Annotated in this window: 22 protein-coding genes; 3 read left to right on the top strand and 19 right to left on the bottom strand. The window is 46.5% G+C overall.

From position 1 onward, the window contains the following. Window positions 1-207: 207 nt before the first annotated feature. Entirely contained in the window at window positions 208-468 is a 261-nt protein-coding gene (gene rpsT / locus K6T22_RS04270) for a 30S ribosomal protein S20 (protein WP_023467434.1), read from the top strand. Between the two features lie 126 nt (window positions 469-594). Here rpsT and K6T22_RS04265 read toward each other — a convergent pair whose 3' ends face one another. After that, on the bottom strand, window positions 595-1,035 hold the full coding sequence (locus K6T22_RS04265; protein WP_238239076.1) for a GNAT family N-acetyltransferase: 441 nt from the start codon (window positions 1,033-1,035) through the stop codon (window positions 595-597). Between the two features lie 16 nt (window positions 1,036-1,051). Further along, complete coding sequence (gene holA, locus K6T22_RS04260; protein WP_238239075.1) at window positions 1,052-2,053, bottom strand: DNA polymerase III subunit delta; 1,002 nt, start codon at window positions 2,051-2,053, stop codon at window positions 1,052-1,054. Between the two features lie 100 nt (window positions 2,054-2,153). On the opposite strand from holA, the gene K6T22_RS04255 reads away from it, so the two are divergent. Continuing rightward, window positions 2,154-2,315, top strand: coding sequence for a YqzM family protein (locus K6T22_RS04255; protein WP_023467431.1), 162 nt, complete (start codon window positions 2,154-2,156; stop codon window positions 2,313-2,315). Between the two features lie 36 nt (window positions 2,316-2,351). Here K6T22_RS04255 and K6T22_RS04250 read toward each other — a convergent pair whose 3' ends face one another. The 15 genes from K6T22_RS04250 to K6T22_RS04180 form a co-directional block, all read right to left on the bottom strand. Further along, window positions 2,352-4,514, bottom strand: coding sequence for a DNA internalization-related competence protein ComEC/Rec2 (locus tag K6T22_RS04250; protein ID WP_238239073.1), 2,163 nt, complete (start codon window positions 4,512-4,514; stop codon window positions 2,352-2,354). Continuing rightward, entirely contained in the window at window positions 4,514-5,122 is a 609-nt protein-coding gene (locus K6T22_RS04245) for a helix-hairpin-helix domain-containing protein (RefSeq protein ID WP_238239071.1), read from the bottom strand. Before K6T22_RS04245 ends, K6T22_RS04250 begins: the two co-directional genes overlap by 1 nt. Window positions 5,123-5,350: 228 nt before the next feature. Then, window positions 5,351-6,079 carry a class I SAM-dependent DNA methyltransferase gene (locus K6T22_RS04240; protein ID WP_238239070.1) on the bottom strand — a complete coding sequence of 243 codons (729 nt, stop codon included), beginning with the start codon at window positions 6,077-6,079 and terminating at the stop codon, window positions 5,351-5,353. Next, a complete protein-coding gene (gene rsfS / locus K6T22_RS04235) occupies window positions 6,079-6,426 on the bottom strand; it encodes a ribosome silencing factor (protein WP_053452701.1) in 348 nt (115 codons plus the stop codon). The genes K6T22_RS04240 and rsfS overlap by 1 nt, the downstream gene beginning before the upstream one ends. Continuing rightward, window positions 6,423-6,998: a bis(5'-nucleosyl)-tetraphosphatase (symmetrical) YqeK gene (yqeK, locus tag K6T22_RS04230; RefSeq protein WP_238239068.1), complete on the bottom strand. Its 576-nt coding sequence runs from the start codon at window positions 6,996-6,998 to the stop codon at window positions 6,423-6,425. Before yqeK ends, rsfS begins: the two co-directional genes overlap by 4 nt. Beyond that, window positions 6,988-7,557 (bottom strand): nicotinate-nucleotide adenylyltransferase, encoded by a 570-nt coding sequence (gene nadD / locus K6T22_RS04225; protein WP_238239066.1) that lies wholly within the window; start codon window positions 7,555-7,557, stop codon window positions 6,988-6,990. Before nadD ends, yqeK begins: the two co-directional genes overlap by 11 nt. Continuing rightward, on the bottom strand, window positions 7,554-7,847 hold the full coding sequence (yhbY, locus tag K6T22_RS04220; protein ID WP_023467424.1) for a ribosome assembly RNA-binding protein YhbY: 294 nt from the start codon (window positions 7,845-7,847) through the stop codon (window positions 7,554-7,556). The genes nadD and yhbY overlap by 4 nt, the downstream gene beginning before the upstream one ends. Window positions 7,848-7,849: 2 nt before the next feature. Beyond that, window positions 7,850-8,638: a shikimate dehydrogenase gene (gene aroE, locus K6T22_RS04215; protein WP_238239065.1), complete on the bottom strand. Its 789-nt coding sequence runs from the start codon at window positions 8,636-8,638 to the stop codon at window positions 7,850-7,852. Further along, entirely contained in the window at window positions 8,638-9,747 is a 1,110-nt protein-coding gene (yqeH, locus tag K6T22_RS04210) for a ribosome biogenesis GTPase YqeH (RefSeq protein ID WP_023467421.1), read from the bottom strand. The genes aroE and yqeH overlap by 1 nt, the downstream gene beginning before the upstream one ends. Before the next feature lie 143 nt (window positions 9,748-9,890). Next, window positions 9,891-10,475 (bottom strand): YqeG family HAD IIIA-type phosphatase, encoded by a 585-nt coding sequence (locus K6T22_RS04205; protein ID WP_023467420.1) that lies wholly within the window; start codon window positions 10,473-10,475, stop codon window positions 9,891-9,893. A gap of 136 nt (window positions 10,476-10,611) precedes the next feature. Continuing rightward, window positions 10,612-11,961, bottom strand: coding sequence for an ArsB/NhaD family transporter (locus tag K6T22_RS04200; protein ID WP_238239064.1), 1,350 nt, complete (start codon window positions 11,959-11,961; stop codon window positions 10,612-10,614). 51 nt (window positions 11,962-12,012) lie between these two features. Further along, complete coding sequence (locus K6T22_RS04195; protein ID WP_238240014.1) at window positions 12,013-12,792, bottom strand: phosphatidylserine decarboxylase; 780 nt, start codon at window positions 12,790-12,792, stop codon at window positions 12,013-12,015. Then, window positions 12,785-13,273, bottom strand: coding sequence for a thioredoxin family protein (locus tag K6T22_RS04190; protein ID WP_238239063.1), 489 nt, complete (start codon window positions 13,271-13,273; stop codon window positions 12,785-12,787). The genes K6T22_RS04195 and K6T22_RS04190 overlap by 8 nt, the downstream gene beginning before the upstream one ends. A 13-nt stretch (window positions 13,274-13,286) precedes the next feature. Continuing rightward, window positions 13,287-14,420: a beta-aspartyl-peptidase gene (gene iadA / locus K6T22_RS04185; protein WP_238239062.1), complete on the bottom strand. Its 1,134-nt coding sequence runs from the start codon at window positions 14,418-14,420 to the stop codon at window positions 13,287-13,289. Window positions 14,421-14,483: 63 nt separating this feature from the next. Continuing rightward, entirely contained in the window at window positions 14,484-14,678 is a 195-nt protein-coding gene (locus K6T22_RS04180; RefSeq protein WP_238239061.1) for a YjzD family protein, read from the bottom strand. 198 nt (window positions 14,679-14,876) lie between these two features. Between K6T22_RS04180 and K6T22_RS04175 the strand changes: the two genes are divergently transcribed. Beyond that, window positions 14,877-15,686: a Cof-type HAD-IIB family hydrolase gene (locus K6T22_RS04175; protein WP_238239060.1), complete on the top strand. Its 810-nt coding sequence runs from the start codon at window positions 14,877-14,879 to the stop codon at window positions 15,684-15,686. A 47-nt stretch (window positions 15,687-15,733) separates the two neighbouring features. Here K6T22_RS04175 and K6T22_RS04170 read toward each other — a convergent pair whose 3' ends face one another. Both K6T22_RS04170 and K6T22_RS04165 read right to left on the bottom strand, forming a co-directional pair. Next, window positions 15,734-16,585, bottom strand: coding sequence for a YitT family protein (locus K6T22_RS04170; protein WP_238239059.1), 852 nt, complete (start codon window positions 16,583-16,585; stop codon window positions 15,734-15,736). Window positions 16,586-16,773: 188 nt separating this feature from the next. After that, the gene (locus K6T22_RS04165; RefSeq protein WP_238239057.1) at window positions 16,774-19,074 is read right to left on the bottom strand and encodes a glycoside hydrolase family 65 protein; all 2,301 of its coding nucleotides are present in this window, start codon (window positions 19,072-19,074) and stop codon (window positions 16,774-16,776) included. Window positions 19,075-19,083 lie beyond the last annotated feature (9 nt).

Raw genomic sequence — 19,083 nt, 5'->3', positions numbered from 1 at the left:
CAAACGTACATACGGTTCATTATACCAAAAAGCGCTTCACTGTACTATCTCGTTTTGTTTTACCCGAAAAACAAAATGTGAAGATTCCCTAGACGTCGTATTGCTTTTAAGAAAAACGTTTGCTACAATTGTGTTTGTTCTGTTGAACGATAACTGCAGATATGCGAATATAAATCTCGAATGAGTTTTATTGGAGGTGAATCATCCATGGCTAACATTAAATCAGCAATCAAACGCGTTAAAACAGCTGAAAAACGCCGCGTCGCTAACGTACAACGTAAATCGGCAATGCGTTCAGCGATTAAAGCAGTCGAAACTTTCGCAGCTGAAGGTAACAAAGACCAAGCGGTCCTTGCTTTCGCTACAGCTTCTAAAAAAATCGACAAAGCTGCTGCTAAAGGTCTCATCCACAGCAACAAAGCTGGTCGTGACAAATCACGTCTCGCTAAACTCGTAAACGCACTTTAATTCTTTCCGAAGAATACGGTGATGGGTCGCCACTAGGAGGTATCTCCGGTGGCGATTTTTTATATGATCTGAAATGGCGGAAGAAGGAATCGTTCGATACGATTCTCTCTTCCGCCATTTGTCATATTAATTGTCATTCAGACGATCGATCATTACATAATGAAGACCGATTCCTTCGATCATGAAAGGTTCTCCTACGCGCTCTAGTCCAAGACGCTCATAAAAAGGAAGTGCCGTGACGCGAGCGTTACACCACCACGCAGCGACTCGTCTTTCCTGTAAGACTCGACGGGCTTCTTCAATCAATGCCCGACCGTACCCTTCACCACGTACTTGTTCACTCGACGCCATTCCACGAAGCTGATACGTCGCTCCTGGCGCTTGTTCATGTGATTGTTCAGAAAAGCTACCAATCGCGACGACTTGATGCTCTTTTATTCCACCAAGATGGAATGTCGATGCAAGCGCATCGTCTGGGTAGATGCACGCTTCACGTGGTTGATGGGGACGCAACACTTCATGCCGTAGAGGGATGACTTCTTCTGCTGTAATGAGCTGAACTTTCATGATTGATTTCCTCCTCTTATAACGTCGCTAAACGAACAATCAACGCATCAAATAAAATCTTCTTATCACCGCGTCCTGTTTTCATGCCTTCATCCGTCGTCGTAATGGCAACGAGTGCTTGCTCGAGCTGTGCAAAGGTAAAACGCTTCGCAGACTGCAAGGCCAATTTGATTGCATACGGATGAGCACCAACTTTTGATGCGATTTGTCGTTCTCCGTACCCTTGCTCCGCTAATCGTTTCGACAACAGCATCATCCGGTATTGACGTGCCATCAGTCCAAGAAGTGCCAACACTTCTTGTCCTTGTTTCTCAAGGTCACGAATCAAACGGATCGCCGGTTCGAGTTGACGTTTCATCAAGTAATCCGTTAATTGAAAGACGTTATCCTCTAATGTCCGCGGAACAAGCAAATCGACATCCTCGATTTCAATCGTCGGTCGATCCCCCGCAAATAACATCAACTTCTCCAGTTCGTGCGCTAATGTCCCCCACATCTCAGCAGTCAGGAAAATCAGACGCTCGATCGCCGGACGTTCCATCCGGTATCCTTTATCATTGACCGCATCTAGAACGAAGTGGAACAGCTCTTCAGTCGTCGGTTTTTTCGCCTCAAGCACCGTCGCCCGCTCTTTCAATCGTTTGACGACGGTTTTTCGTTCATCGAGTTTTTCAGCTTCGACGATCAAGACGACGACCGCGTAATCTGCTGGTTGCATGACATAGTCCGCTAGGCGCTCGAGGTTATGTTGTTTTTTATCTTTTGCACCGGTCAGAAACGTTGCTGGTTTTGCAACGACGACACGGTAGTCACTTAAGAATGGCACGGTCTCCGCTTCATCCAGCACCGCGTCGAGCGGTTGATCGTTCAAATCAATTTTCATATAATCAAACCGCTCTCCGTCCGGTAGAGCCGCTTTTACGATTTCACGTTCCCATTCTTCTAACAAGTGTCGTTCGGTTCCATATAATAAGTATAAATTCGCTAATTTTCCGTTGACGAGCCAAGGAGTTTTCATCATTCCCACCACATTTCACAGTTTGTTCTTAACTTCATCATAGATAATCCTCTTTTATTCCGCTATACTAGAAGCGGAATCTATTAAGGGGGAATGCAGCATGGCACATTCAGTACGCCCACCAAGTGAAAACGCGTTCGAGAACGATATTCAATCAAAACGCAACGATGCGCTCGACTCTGCCGTTGGTTTTGGTGCATCATTCGGCTTCTTCGCAGTCTTGTTCATCATCGGTGTCGCAATTAAGTTCTTAAGTCTATAATCAGTAAAACAGCAACCTTGGGGGGTTGCTGTTTTTTTATTTTATCATAGGTTCACAGCCCGCTGAAGAACAAGTTATACTCCCGTCTTGATCCGTCCGAAAGACGATTCGTTCTGTTCCGATTCGCTCGAGCACGTCCGGATGCGGATGACCGTACCGGTTTTTTTGTCCGACCGACAAGATGACGATCTTCGGATTCGTCTTTTGCAAGAGTTCTTCGCCAGTTGACGTGTTTGATCCATGATGACCTGCTTTTAAAATATCGACCGGACCAATACTTAACTTATCCTCAATTGCTACTCCGGCATCGCCTGTCAGTAGGACACGTTGCTCTGCAATCTGCGCTTGTAACACGACGGATCGATCGTTTTCTTCTTCTTCTCGTTCAGTCGGCGCAAGTACTTGTAACCAAGGACGAATCATGTCCCCACTCTTGATGAATTGGACGTTTGTTCCTGTTGCTTCGATTGAGTGAATTAACGCACGTCGTTTGTCATCCGTGTTGTCATACGTACCTAAATAAACTGTTTTTACGCGAACTTGACGCAGTAACCCGAGTAGTCCCCCCACGTGGTCATGATCAGCATGCGTCACGATGAGACCATCGATTTTTGCTTCGCCTCGTGTGAACAAAAACGGAGCGACGATATGACTACCTGGATCGAACGGACGCATTAGTGGATGTGTCGACTGTTGATAAACACCACCAGTATCCACTACGAATGTCTCTCCTGCTTTTTCAAGTACGATGCTGTCACCTTGACCAACATCTAAAAACGTAATTTGATCAGGTGCACGCCATTCTGTATAGCCCCATGCCGTCAGCAAAAGGATGATCGGAATGAGATGACCCCACCATCTTCGCTCAGCGATGAACCACGCAAGACCAGTTCCAGTAACGATACACGTCAAGATGATGGAAGAAAATGCCGGAACAGCAACCACTGCCAATGGTAAATGCTCAGCTAGTCGTAACGCTTGATCCATCCACTGAATCGCGTGTTGATGTATTGTTTGAAACGTCGAGCTGATTGGTAAAAAAGGAATCATCGCAAGAATGAACGATCCCGGTAGAATCACCCATTCAATCCAGCCACCAATCAATAGGTTCAACAATGGCGACCAAATTGAAACAGTCGTTTGCTCAATGCCTTGTAAAAATAAAAGAGTGCCGAATTGCGCCCAAGCACTGATAAGTAGCCAGTTCCAAGGACGACGAACCGAACCCATTAGTCGTCTCGACAGTACAAGAAACAATGTCAATCCGACTGTCAATTGAAACCCGATATCATAAATCACAGTCGGTTGAATCGCTAATTGAAAAGCCGCAACTCCCGCAATGACCTCCACCGGATCCAACGGTTTGTGGAAACGACGACTGAATAAAAGAATCATCGCAACAAGAACGGCGCGTGTGACAGGAGGACTCCACTCCGTCAACCATCCGTAAATCGGCAGTAAGAGAAGAACGGCGTCGAGCCGTTTTTCTTTAGTGATTCTGATTTTGCGTAAGACATACAACAGACTGAGAATCAAAAAAGCGATGTGTGATCCTGAGATGACGATTGCATGTAATAAACCGAATTTCTTAAACCGTTCGAGCGTCACTTGATCCATTAATCGATCCTCACCAAATACAAGTGCTTCGACATAGAATGCTTGTTTTTGTGGTAGCAATCCTTCAATCCGCGTCAACCAAGCTTCGCGCACCCGTCTCCCTTCAGCCGCATAACCTGGTGTCGGATGACAGGATTCAAACGAACGGATTTCCCACTTTCCACCGTAACGATGCGTATGCATGAATTGCTGTTCGTCAAAGCCGCCTGCATTCGATTGTTGCCGGATATCGAGCGGTTCGGTCTTTACGCGACAGGAGTGACCGATTCGTTCATATCCCGTCTCATCTTCTGCGACCGTCGCTGTCAACAAGACGGGTTGACCGTTGCTTTTTGCCTCATAACGGATGCGATCCCCGTTACGCTTTCCCGATAGGATATCAACAGAAGAAACGGCATGCGGTTCAGGTGACAAATGTCCCATTCCGATGAACAGACAACTCAGAATGAGCAAAAAGAAGAAACGATTGATTGAAAAAGACCATGACTTCATGACAGAGAAAATCATGAGGAACACTAACCACCAGATCGATTCTTTGATTGCGACAATCAATAAGAGGATGAACAGCGCATGAAGCGGCATCAGTAGACAATCAGGTAGGATTTAAGCGACTCTAACGTCTTTTCCCCGAACCCCTTCACTTCTCCAAGTGATTCGTACGTCGCAAATCCTCCCTTCTCCTCACGATAAGCTAATATTGCTTCCGCTTTAGCAGGACCAATCCCCGGAACCTCCATCAATTGCTCTGCTGTTGCCGCATTAAGATCAATCAATCCTTTAGGTGCCTCTGCTTTTGAGCGTTTCGTTGATTTTGGCTGATTTTTTCCTTTTTTTACTGGAACGATGACTTCCTGTCCATCAACTAGGCGTGCCGCAAGATTCATTTGTCGAATATCGGCTTTTTCCGTCGCCTTTGCTTTTTCGATTGCATCTTTCACTCGATCACCGAGGTGGAATTGATAGGGTCCAGGTGCTTCTACCGCCCCTTTTACATCGACCATGATGAGTTTATCGCGAATCGAGGTGTCTTTTTCTGCCGGCTCTGCTTTTGCTTCTTGTTGTTTGTCCGTTAAAGATGGTTGATCGACCATTGCTTCTTTCGAACAAGAGGGTAGTGGCACGAACAATAGAATGATGAGTAGCAGGACGACGACGAGACCTGCGATCTGTTGTAAACGTGGAACGGTCAAGACGAATCCCTCCTTTTCCCACGACTCTAACAGGTCGCTACGGACTTCAGGAAACGAAGGAATGCGCACTAACCACTCTTTACAGCACGACACTGTGGTGTTATGTCGAATGAAAGTCATATCATCCATACCGTTATTTTGAATTAACATCTGTTTCACGAACAAAAAATCCGTCTTCTTCAAGCAACACGAATGTGTATCGCTTAAAAAAGACGGATGAGATCACTTTTACATTTTTTCAGCGACGAAGAAAATTCGTTCAGCTGTTTCAGAAGGCGCACCCGGTCCAAAGTCACCTGTGACAGCGAGCACTCGGAATCCGGCTTCGCGTAACCAGGTCACATATTGTGCCGGAGGATACGTCCGCTGATGATGTGTTTCATCAACACGCTCATAGCGACCGTCTTCTTCCTCGATGAAAAACGTCAGTTCATGGACGACAGAAAGAGGGGTCTCTCCTGGGTCCGCGAACCAGATGTACGAACTTTGTTCCGCATGTGTAGCGTACGTCTTTCCATTGAACAACGTCTCCATCTTGTAAGGAGAATGTGTATCGAATAAGAGACGTCCACCATCTTTGAGGATCGCTGCTACGTGCGTAAACGTCTGTTTGACATCTTCTTCCGCCCGAAGATAGTTCAAGGAGTCGCATAAGATCGTCACGGCATCGACAGGTGTCGGTAGTTCGATTTCACGCATGTCTTGCGCCCAGAATTGAATGCTCAATCCTTCTTCCATCGCTTTTTCTTGCGCGACTTCAAGCATCTCTTCCGATAAATCGATCCCGAGCATCTCATAATGTTCCGCTAACGCAAGCGTCGCCGTACCCGTTCCACAACCGATATCAGCAATCGTACTTCCAGTCGGAACGTATGCTTTAACCCAGTCGACCCATTGATCGTACGGGACGTCCTGCATCAATTCATCGTAGATGTAGGCGAACTGTTCGTATGCCATTAGTTGACCTCGACTTCAACCTTTGGAGCATCTGCCCAGAGTTTTTCAAGGTTGTAGTAATCACGATCGTCGCGGTGGAAGACGTGAACGACGACGTTTTCAAGATCCGCTAGTACCCAACGTGCTGCATCGAATCCTTCGAGGCGTTTGATTGGTAGATTATTTTCGTGCGCGATTTCTTTGAGTTCACGTGCGATTGCCTGTACTTGTTTTTCTGAATTTCCTTCACAGATCACGAAATAGTCAGCAACAGGTGAGATGCTTGACATATTTAGGACGACGATATCTTCAGCACGCTTATCGTCGATAGCATTTACGATTAATTGTAATTCTTGTTCGACTGTCATAGGACGGTCCCCTTTCGTTTGGCCGCGACGAAGGCATTATAGGTCTCAATCGTTCGCGGAAAGATGATAGCTTGTTTCTTACATAAAAAATGAATCGTTTGACTGAGTGTCGCGATGACAGCGTCCGTCAAATCCTGCTCCGCTACTTCGCGAAGCACTTCGACACCGGGATAACTGCGATTCGGTTCAATCGCATCCGCGACGAAGATGATTTGGTCAAGCAACGGCATACCCGGCGCACCTGTCGTATGGTTCGCGATGGCCTGATAGATCACGTCCGAATCAAGACCAAGTTCTCGACGGACAAGCTCCGCACCCACTGGCGCATGAAGCAGTTCGTCATCATAATCGAGTAAAACACGTTGATCTAACTCAACGGCAATCGAACGCATCTCATTCGTATCGCGGTATTTCGCATAATCATGGAGCATGGCAGCAAGTGTTGCTTCTTCTTCGTCAACACCATATTTAAGAGCCAAATGTCGCGCTGTCTCGACGACACCTAGCGTGTGCACATATCGCCGCTCAGGCAACGTGTTTTCGATGATTTGACGTGCTTCTTCAAGGCGCATATAGATTCCACTCCTCAATCCGTTGTCGAACGGCTTCCGGTACAAGGTAGCGAATGCTCCGTCCGCGCGCGACCCGTTGCCGGATATCTGTCGAAGAAATTTCTAGCAATGGCATATCAACCGCTTTCACATGGGCACCATGCGGAATCAGATACCGACTTCCCGGTCGAGCGACGGCACCAAAGACGACTTCCTCGTATAACCGTTCTGCTTGGTACCACGTATCGAGACTAACCAATGAATCTGCGCCGATCAGAAACAGAAACTCATGCTCTGGGTACCGGTGCTTGAGTGCACGAATCGTATCATACGTATAGGAAGGCTCTTCTCGTTCAAACTCAATTGCTGAGACAGAAAAAGTCGGATTTAATGCAATCGCTTCTTCTACAAGACGTAGACGCTTTGATGCTTCTGTGACAGTACGTTGTTTATGCGGTGGCACATTCGCTGGTACGAACCAGACCGCATCGAGTTCGAGTTGTTCCTGCGCTTGTTCGGCAATCAGGAGATGACCGATATGCGGAGGATCGAACGTTCCGCCCATCAGTCCGATTTTCATCGTGGCAATTCGAGCGTTTTATTTTCTTTAGATTCTTTATAGAGAACGATGACTTTTCCGATGACTTGAACGAGTTCAGCATTCGTTCCTGCGACGAGTTCTTGTGCAACATCCTTCGGTGCATCTGCGCAATTTTGTAATACTTGTACTTTTAAGAGTTCCCGTTTTTCGAGCGCATCCATCAAATCAGCACACATTGCTTCTCCGACTCCATTTTTACCGACTTGGAAAATCGGGTTTAAATCGTGAGCTGTCGCGCGTAAAAAACGTTTTTGTTTACCTGTTAACATGATTAAAATTCCTCCAATTGCTTTCGTATCACCTGCTCGCCAAGTGCGAGGTCAGGTGCTTTTCCGGTGAAGCGTTCAAATGCTTCAGCCGCTTGTAAGACGAACATCGGGACGCCGTCAAGTGTGTCGAGACCTTTTTCGGTCGCTTCATGCAATAGACGGGTCGGCGTCGGTCGATAAATAATATCACAAATTAAGGCGTGCGTCTCGGTCAATTCGATCGGACGTGCTTCGACATGTGGTGCCATCCCGACAGAAGTCGTATTAATGATGACGTCGTAACTTGTTAAATCAAAGGTTTCTTGCCAAGGCAGAACATGTGCTCCAAATTCAGCAGCAACTGTCTCGGAGCGTTCCTGTGTCCGATTCGTAATCGTCACATCTCCAGGCAAAGCAGCAATGATGCCTCGCGCTGCACCACCCGCACCAAGAACGAGTGTCTTTTTAAATGATGGACGACGCGCCGTTAATGCACGAACGAATCCAATCCCATCCGTATTCGCACCAATCAACTGCCCATCTTTACGGTACACCGTGTTCACGGCTCCTGCTTTTTGAGCTGCTGGTTCCAATCGATCCAGATACGGAATGATCGCTGTCTTATGCGGAATCGTCACATTGATCCCGTCCAGCTGACGTGTGCGTAATTTCGTAATGATCTGCGGCAATTCTTGCTCTGTTACATCGATGAGGTCATAACAGCCGAAAAGCCCAGCCGCTCTCAGCCAAGCTGTATGCAGCTCAGGTGAAAGTGAATGGGCAATCGGGTGACCGATGACGGCAAAGCGCATCAGACGAGCGCCTCACGTAAAGATACAGCGACACCTTTTGGGGCATAAGCAGCGACACGTCCACCTTTTCCATGAACTGCAACCCAACCGAGTCCACTGAAGACGATATCCGTCTTCATGTTGTCGCGGAGGCTGAATTCATGACGAACGAGCGGCGGTAGCATCTCACGCGTCTTTTCGTTTGGTGGAGACAACAGCTCACCGTTGTGGTTCGCATATAAATCGTCTGCCTTTTCAAGCTTCGTCCGGTGAACTTTCAATTCGTTCGACATGTAGATGACGAATGAACGCTTGTTCCCTTCCATATAGTCCAATCGTGCAAGACCTCCAAAGAAGAGTGTCTGTTGCGGATGGATTTGGAAGACTTGTGGTTTGATCTCTTTTTTCGGTGTGATCAATTTCAAGTCCTTCGCATCAACATAGTGAGCCATCTGATGATGATTGATGATTCCCGGTGTATCATACAGGTTACAGTTATCGTCGAGTGGGATATCAATCAAATCAAGTGTTGTTCCCGGGAAGTGACTGACTGTGATGACAGCTTCATCCTCTTCACCAAAACGTTTGATGACTTGGTTGATCAATGTCGATTTTCCGACATTCGTACAACCGACGACGTAGACATCGCGCCCTTTACGATAATAGTCGATTTTTTCAGCGAGTTCATCAACACCATGACCTTTTTTCGCACTGATCAAATGAACGTCAACTGGACGTAATCCGAGTTCTTTGGATGCTTGACGCATCCAGTTCATGAGGCGATTCGGGTTGAGTGACTTCGGTAATAAATCAGCTTTGTTCCCAACGAGTAATACATCGTTTTTACCAACGAACCGATGTAACCCTGGTAACCAGCTTCCATTAAAATCGAAGATATCGACGATTTTAACGACAAGTGCATCTTTTTGACCGATTCCGTCTAAGATTTTAACGAAATCATCGTCCGATAATGATACATCTTGAATTTGATTGTAGTGCTTTAATTTAAAGCAACGTTGGCAAATGACCATTTCACGGTCAAGTGCAGATTTAGGTGCGTATCCTGGTGCTTTTGTGTCTTCCGTTTGAATGGCGACACCACAACCAGCGCAGTGGATTTCTTCGATCATATTATGTTGAGCCGCATGCGGGAACGATGCCCCTTCTCTTTTCACCGTAGCGCCCTGCTCGCTACTCCAAGAGCGTAACTTCCGACCTCTCGCCGTACATGTTGCGACTGCTGCCTTCCCTTTCATCTACCGATCTGACAGGGTTATTGTTGCTTATCCTGACGAAGTGTTTCGATCGGATGTTCAAGCGCTGAAGGATCTTCTTTGACGCGTTGTGTCAACTTATAGATTCCTTTGCGTTTCATCCGGCGGAAAATGACACGTTCCATCAGGCGATTGAATTTCGTGACGACACCGTCCGTCTTAACGACGGGTTGAACATGGATGACTTCGATTCCAACGGAGTTTGCACCGAGTACATCCGTGAAGAGTTGATCTCCTAAGAAGACGACTTCTTTCGCGTGATACCCGAATTCCGTTAGGGCTCGCTTAAAACCGATAGGTAACGGTTTTCGAGCCGGCGCAATATAGTGCAGTCCGAGTGGATCCGCGAACTTCTTGACGCGATCTCCATTGTTGTTCGATACGATGATGACGTCGAAACCATATTGATTATTCACCATATCCAGCCAAGCAACCAATTCGTCTGGAGCATCTGCGATATTCCATGCGACGAGCGTATTATCAAGATCGGTCAAAATGGCTTTGACACCGTTTCGTTTGAGCATTTCAAGGTCGATATCGTAGATCGAAGCCACGAAATGTTTCGGATAAAGTCGTTTGAACAAGAATAAAACCTCCAGATAATGGTCTAGCTCTATAGTTAAGTTTAAGAAACAGTTATGCTCTTATCGTTCGATTATAGCACAATCAGATAGTAAGAGCGACGCACAAAAGAAAACGGAAGGCGGACCTCCCGTTTTCTTAATAATAGCGAATCCATAGATAGAGTTGTGATAAAATCAACGTCACGATTGTAATCGGTGCTCCGTAAATTAAAAAGCGCATATAGGTGAATTTTTCGCCTTGTCGTGTTGCGAGACCAGCAACGATGACGTTCGCTGACGCACCGATGAGTGTTCCGTTCCCTCCAAGACATGCACCAAGTGCGAGCGACCACCATAAGACATCCACTTTCGCATCTGCAGGAGATAATCCGATTCCAGCAGCTACATCATTGATGAGCGGAATCATCGTTGCAACGAACGGAATGTTATCGATCGTCGCACTGGAAATGCCTGACAACCATAGGACAGCCGTTGCCGTCGTCTGAATGTCGCCACCTGTCAGGTCAATCGTCTTTTCAGCGAGATAGCGAATGATACCCGCTTCTTGAATTCCACCGACGAGCACGAACAATCCGGCGAAGAAGAAAATCGTCGTCCATTCAATCCGAGCAAAAATGCCCTCGAGCTGATGATCGTTTTCGATTGTTAGCACCATCAGAACCGTCGCTCCAAGAATCGCGATGGCTGGTGCTTCAAGATGCAACCCAATCCGGTCAAGAATCGGGTGGAGTACGAACAACGCAATCGTACTGATGAGAACGATACTACTCCGCGTAACCAATTTTCGACTAACGATATAACTCTTTTCGTCGATTTCCATCAATTTTTGGCGATCTTCTGCTTCGACGTGTAGTTGCTTCCGGAAGACAAAATAGAGAATACCAATCGTCACAATCGTGATAATGAGAATGATCGGTGCGAGATTCCATAAGAAGGCGTTAAACGTCAAGTGTGGATTCGCTGCACCGATCATGATGTTCGGGGGATCACCGATCAATGTCGCCGTTCCACCGATATTCGCGAACAAAACTTCCGCCAGTAAGAACGGAAACGGCGCAATCTTAAGTATTTTCGTAATCGAAAACGTGATTGGAACGATTAGTAAAACGGTCGTGACATTATCAAGGAAGGCAGAACCAAGTGCCGTCAAGGCAGACAATAGAATCAGTACCTTGATTGGGTCTCCTTTTGTCGTCTTCGCCGCACGAATCGCAATGTATTCGAACAATCCAGATTGATTGGCAATCGTGACGAGAATCATCATTCCAATCAACAAGACGATCGTTCCCCACTCGATGTATTCAAATAATGCAGTCTCGAGATCCACGATGCCGATGATGACCATCGCGAGCGCTCCAAGTAAGGCAACGATTGCTCGACTTACTTTTTCACTGATGATGAAGCCATAGGTCACTAAAAAGATGATGAGTGCGATATACGTCTGGACCTGCGTGCTTCCGATTTCTGCTAATGCCAATGCCGGCATGATTCATTCCTCCCTAAACGTAAGGAGACGCCCAAAACGGGCGTCTCGCTCTCATGAATGCCATTGTCCGAGGCGTTGCCCCATTAAAACTGGTCCAATCGCTTGGGTATCTAAGGTCAATGCATCTTTCGGACAAATCAGTACAACTGTTGAACCGAATGAGAAGTAACCGAACTCGTCACCGCGTCGAAGATCTTTTGCTTCGTTCGTGCGAACAATCGAGTTGACGTTCAGTGCACCGACCATGACATGTTCTAAAGCATGTTTTCCTTGGACGATACGCGTCACACGACGATAGTTCCGTGTCAATGGACGAAGTGCATGCGTCAAACCAATCTCATTCACCGGTGCCGAATCGCGTCCGAGTGTATAACTCGTCCGAACCGTCCCATCCATTGGAACGTGGACACGGTGATAGTTTTGCGGACTTAGATAAAAGATCATCACACGCCCCCCAACGTATTGCTGTGCTTCATGATGGGAACCGAGTAATTCTGATACTGTATACGATTGTCCTTTGACGGTAAAGCGACTATCAGCAGTCAAATCGTCAACGACAGACAATACACCGTCACAAGGACTAACGAATGCGCCTTCTGCTTGATCGATCGGTCGCATTTCTGGTTTGACATGACGAACAAAGACGTCATGTAAACTCGAATACTCCTCAAGGCTCCGAGTCGCTTCTGCCATATTTAAATCATATGCCTGAACGAACGGACGAATGAACGGACGACTGATACGGCTCATCGCAAAACGTTTCAGTTGTTTGGCAACAAGCGGGTGTCCATTTAATTCGAACACACGAGAGTAGAACCATTTTTTAATCATTGAGATCACCAGATGATTCTTCTTTTGAGTCCTTTACGTCTTTTCCAGCGAAGAACTCTTTATAGCTGTCTTCCGTTTGCTCTCCTGCTACCCGTCCGACTTCCTTACCGTCCTTAAAGTGAACGACAGTTGGTGTTCCTTCAATGCCAAACGTATCCCAAGCCGATTGTTCAACAGCAAGATCAATCTGTTCGAATGGAATATCTTGTTTTTCACCGAGCGGTACGAGGTATGGTTTTACTTTTTCACAGTGGGAACAACCCGTTTGATAGAAATACGTATAGAATTCATCGCCAGATTTCACTTTATCTGCGACTTGTGTAGCCGTTAAATTGCCATTCTTTGATGCGGAATCTTCTCGGTCCGTAAAGACAAGCAGTAATCCCCCAATCAATACGATCAAGGCAATGACTCCCGCTGTAATCCAATTCGCCTTGGATTGCGGTTTTTTCGTATTTTTTCGTTTCGATTTCTTTGACACGTCTATCCCTCCGTCATTCTGGTATTAGCCATTTTTTCTGAACCATTATAGCATGACCATTCGCAAGAATCGTATCGATTTGCAAAGCGTCATCAATCAGTAACAGATCAGCTCGTTCTCCGACCGCTATCTGACCACCTGTGACACCATAAGCATCTGCGACATGTCGCGTGATCGTCGCTATCGCGCTATCGAAATCAACACCATGCGTCACCGCATCGCGTACGGCTTGCATCAAAGAAGACGGTTTTCCTGTGTCGATCCGGACTAGTCGACCTGCATCGTCAAACGCTGGAAGACTGGCGCCAGCATCGCTCGACATCGTAATCTGCTCGAGTCGAATTCCTTCTGCCAGAGCACGAGCAACTGCCTCACCTGCTGGAATCTCGCCTTCTGCAATGAAGCTTTCCGTCGTACACGTCGTGAAATCAATCCGTCCCCCTCGTTTCGCCCACGCGAGTCCAGCTTCAAAGATTCGTTCACTTCGATTGATATGCGTCGGCAGGAATTGTCCGATTGGCAGGTCTGTCGTATCCATCACCTCATGTAACAGATCGAGCTCTTGTTTCCCGTCTCCGATATGGACGTTCATCGTTCCCGACACTCCTTTGACCATTCCGGCAATTCGCGCTTCTGAGGCTAATCGTGCGAGTTCATGGGCTGTCGGTTGTGTCGATCGGTGATCATTGATGGCAATTTCCCCGATACCGATCACTTCATTGATGAGGACGATATCATGTCCTGTCGATTGCGTCAGGAAGACCGGTGGAACCATATAACTTCCGCTTAATAGAAAGGGGCGGATACCAGATGCAGCATATCCTCGTATATGTGCCAGTAGATCGATTCCCGTTCGTGTCCAACCATCCGTTCCGAGTAATCCAACGACCGTCGTGACACCACCTTCGAATATGTCTCGAACAGTCAACGGTGCCGTTCTTGTGGCGAAACCACCTTCTCCACCCCCACCGATCGGATGTAGATGTCCGTCAATGAATCCCGGTACTAACCGTTTGCCGCGACCATCGATCCGTTGCGTGATCAGTGCTTGATCGATCGTGTAGGAACCAATCCCGATAATCTGATTTCCTGCTATGTAAATATTTTGAGGCGTTTGCTGCCACAAGACTTGTTCGATGACAATCATTGATTTTTCCTCCTTAAGACAAAAAGCGAGCCTATCGTCCTTATGACGACATCTCGCTTTTTCTTATTCTGCCTTAGTCCCTTGACCAAGACCTAAATCTTCATTGACGGCATCGAGTGCGAAGACGACAAGTGAAGTGACGACAGACATCGCTGTCGCGAATCCGAAGCTATACGGTACTGCATCAACCGCTGATACGATGAACACAGCTGTGTTCACGAGTAAGAACGACCAAAAGAATGTAACGAGAAAACGCATGATTTCCCCTCCGTTTCCATAACGTACTATAGTGTTGTCCTACGATTTGTAGTATACCATTTTTTAATCCAAGCAACAGCCTTTCTCTAATTTTTTCAAGCGCTTTCTTTTACTTGAAAAACTTAATCGTTTCATACAAAGGACGATCACTTCATGTGCTACAGTAGAATTAACGAAAAGAAAGCGGAGGATTTCATCATGACCCGTCACTTAATTGCTGTCGATCTCGACGGCACCCTTTTAAAAGATGATAAAACAATCAGTGCTGCGAACATCAGTGCACTTCAGCGCGCACGTGCGAACGGTCACGAAGTCGTCATCGCAACAGGACGACCATTTCGTCATGCCCGAAAATACTATGAACAGCTTGGCTTGACGACACCAATCGTTAATTTTAATGGAGGTCTCGTCCACCACCCGCAAGATGCCCACTTCGAAGTGCAGCATCATCCGATTCCATTAAAGACTGTTCAACATATTTTGGAATCCGTCGCTGAAACAAAGACACAAAATATTGTCTGTGAAGTCACGGATCATGTCTATTTTCAATATGACCCAGTCGGTATCTATGAATTTTATACCGATCACGCTTTATCTGTTACAACTGGTGATTTACGCAAGGTGCTTCTTCACGAGCCAACTTCTCTTCTGATTCATGCGAAGGGTGAACATGTTGATGAGATTCGCTCCGAACTATCCGGTGTCCATGCCGAAACCGTTCTCAATCGCCAATGGGTGAAACCTGAATTCATGGTCGAAGTGATGCGAAAAGGGACAAGCAAAGCAGTCGGACTCGCACATATCGCGCGCCACCTCGGCATCGACTCAAAACAAATCGTCGCTTTCGGTGACGAGGAAAACGACCTAGAGATGATTGAGTATGCGGGTCATGGAGTCGCGATGGGAAATGCAATTCCTGCGCTAAAACATCTCGCGAACGGTACAACAAAGCGAAACGAGGACGACGGGATTGCTTACTACTTGAGACACGTATTAGGACTCGCTTGAAGAACGAAAAAGCACTTGCCTGCATTTCGCAGAGCAAGTGCTTTTCATTATCCTTTTCGGAAATATCCAACGACTGAATCCGTCGCGACGACGTTGATGAAGACTGTTTCATCTGCATCCCGACAAATTCGTTCGATATCCCGCAATTCGTGACGCTCGATGACCATCATCAGCGTCGCTTTTTCAGCTCGTGAATACGTACCAATTGAAGGAATCTGCGTGATTCCGCGAATGATATGCTGGTGCAGCGCAGTCGTGATGTCATCCGCATGATTCGTGACGATGAAAATCGTCAAACGCTGATTGCTTGTATGGATCTCATCGACGACCTTAGACGTCACATAGATGAAGACGATCGTATACAAAGCAGTCGACCAACCGAACAATGCGCCTGCTAACAAAGCGATCAAGAAGTTCAAGACGAACAGGTACAATCCGACGCTACGATCGGAGAAACGGGCGAAGATCAAAGCCACGATGTCAAATCCACCTGTCGAAGCACCAAACTTGATCGTGATCCCTGTACCGATCGCAAGCAAGACCCCTCCGAACACTGCGTTCAGTGTTTGGTCACCAGGTATGACAGCATATTGAGGAATCAAACCAATGAAAATCGTCGTTGCTAAAACCGAGACTAACGTAATGATTGTAAAACTCCGACCTAGCATGATCCATGCGAGTACGATCAGAGGAATGTTCAACGCTAAGAACCAAACATTTTCACCAAACGCAAATGCTGTATTTTGAAGGACTTGCGTCAAGATTTGGGCAAGTCCTGTAAATCCAGTCGAATAAACACCACTTGGAATCAAAAACCAGTTCATGGCGACGGCGATGACGAATCCTCCAATCGAAGCCACGATCACTTTTAACATACTTTCCTTTACTACTGCTGTCACACGCCGTTCTCCTCTCATTCATAACTATCTTGAAACACTTTAGCACATTCAAATGTCATCGGATAGTCAAGATTTCCAAAGATTGATGTTCTTTTTCATGATGGCGTTTTCATTTGTGACAAAGGTGTCTTGATTCTGGTTACACACAAAAAAAGAACCGACTAAAAAATCGGTTCTTTTTATCTTTCTTACACTGTCATTGAAGCAGGAACCGTAATCTGTCCTCCTGCTGGAACTTCTACAGTCGTTCCGTGGACGTTTAGGCTAAATGCCTCGCCTTCTGTTTGAGCGATTTCGACGGCATTCGGCTGCACGTGGACCTGGATATGATGACCGCGCCATTGCATCCGGAATGTATAGCTCGTCCATCCTTTTGGCAACATCGGTTTAAAGGATAGCGTATCATTTGCTACTCGTAACCCAGCGAACCCGTGAACGATCGACATCCACGATCCAACCATCGACGTGATATGCAACCCATCTTCTGTGTCGTTGTTGTAGTTGTCAAGATCAAGTCGCGCCGAACGTTGATACAATTCGACCGCTTTTTCCTCATAGCCAACTTCTGCTGCGATAATCGAATAGATACATGGTGATAATGATGATTCGTGAACCGTACGTGGTTCATAGAAATCGAAGTTTGCTTTTTTCTCTCCTAGACTGAAACGATCCGTCAAGAAGTAAAGACCTTGTAAGACATCCGCCTGTTTGATGAAGACAGAACGAAGGATCCGGTCCCAAGACCAATTTTGGTTCAACGGGAGATGCTTCGGATCAAGTTCAGCGACTAGGATTTGTTCCTTATCCATGAAGCCATCTTGTTGCATGAAGATACCAGGGGCTGCCTCATCTTTTGGATAATACATCTTCGCATCGATATCCGCCCATTTTGCGAGTTCCTCATCTGTCAACGCTAATTGATGCATCAGTTTTTGCAGACGTTCTGGCTCTTCTTGTGCTAAATGACGGTGAACGGTCTGTGTATATTCGAGACACCATGCCGCAATCAGATTCGTATACCAATTGTTGTTGACGTTATTCTCATATTCATTTGGTCCCGTCACGCCAAGAATCATGTAGACATCTTTATGTGGCACGTAATTGACACGACTTGCCCAGTAACGAGCAATCTCAACTAACACTTCGAATCCGTATTGTCCGAGGTACGATGTGTCTCCCGTGTAGTTCGTGTAATTATAAATCGCATGTGCGATTGCGCCGTTGCGGTGAATTTCTTCATGTGTGATTTCCCACTCATTGTGGCACTCTTCTCCGTTCATCGTTACCATCGGATAAAGGGCACCTTTCATGCCGACATTCTTATCCGCATTTTCTTTCGCTTGCGGCAATTGATTGTGACGATACTTGAGTAAATTCCAAGCCACTTCCGGTTTCGACGTCGCAAGGTAGAAGTTCAAACAGTACGCTTCTGTATCCCAATACGTCGCACCACCATACTTTTCGCCCGTGAATCCTTTTGGACCGATGTTCAAGCGTGAATCTTCGCCTGTGTAGGTCTGGAACATATGGAAGATGTTGAAACGAATCCCTTGCTGTGCCTCGACATCACCTTCAATCTTCACGTCCGCTTCTTCCCAGTGGTGCAACCAAGCTGCTTCATGTGTCGCAAGCAATGGTTCAAAGCCTGATTCGAATGCGACGTGAACACGTTTCATCGCTTGCTCCAGTAACGCATCAATTTCATGATCACGATTCGTTACGAGTGCGACGAATTTTTCGACTGTGACTCCTTCACCTACTGCAGCTTGTTTCGTGAAACGATTCGCGACGTACTGCGTATTGCCATCGACGACTTCACACCGTGCGCCTTCGACATCCGTGATCATCGCTGCCGTCACATGCCAATCGAGCTTTTTCGTTTTTGATGTCACATAACCGAACCGTTCTTCAATTCCGTGTTCGACAGGAAGCCAGAACTTCTCATCATAGTTCGAGTCTTCATTTTCAACATCCGCATCGAGATACGATTCAATGATGATTTCTGCTTCAAAATTGACAGGTGTCACCGTATATTGCAAGGCAGCGATTTCTTTATCGACGATCGAGAAGAAACGTTTGGATTCAACTTTTATCTCTTCTTCTCCATGCTTCAACAACATTGCCCGCGTCAACACACCGTGTTGCATATCAAGTTCACGTTTAAAGTCAACGACTTCCCACGTATTCAAATCAACAGCTTTTCCGTTGACAGATACTTTCAAACCCATGATGTTAACAGCATTGAGTACTTTCGCGAAATACTCTGGATAACCGTTTTTCCACCAGCCGACACGTGTCTTATCTGGATAGTAAACACCTGCGACATACATGCCTTGATGCGTGTCCCCTGTGTATTCTTCTTCAAACGTCCCGCGCATTCCCATATGACCGTTTCCGATCGATGTCATCGATTCTGCCAATCGATTATCTTCTGGATGAAAACCAAGCTCTGTAATTTTCCACTCATTGACCTCAAAAAGTCGTTTCATCGTCAAGTC

The sequence above is a fragment of the Exiguobacterium acetylicum genome, assembly GCF_022170825.1.
Lineage (GTDB): Bacteria > Bacillota > Bacilli > Exiguobacteriales > Exiguobacteriaceae > Exiguobacterium_A > Exiguobacterium_A acetylicum_B.
Note: the sequence above shows the minus strand (reverse complement) of the source record. Positions and strands in the feature narration are given on the sequence as shown.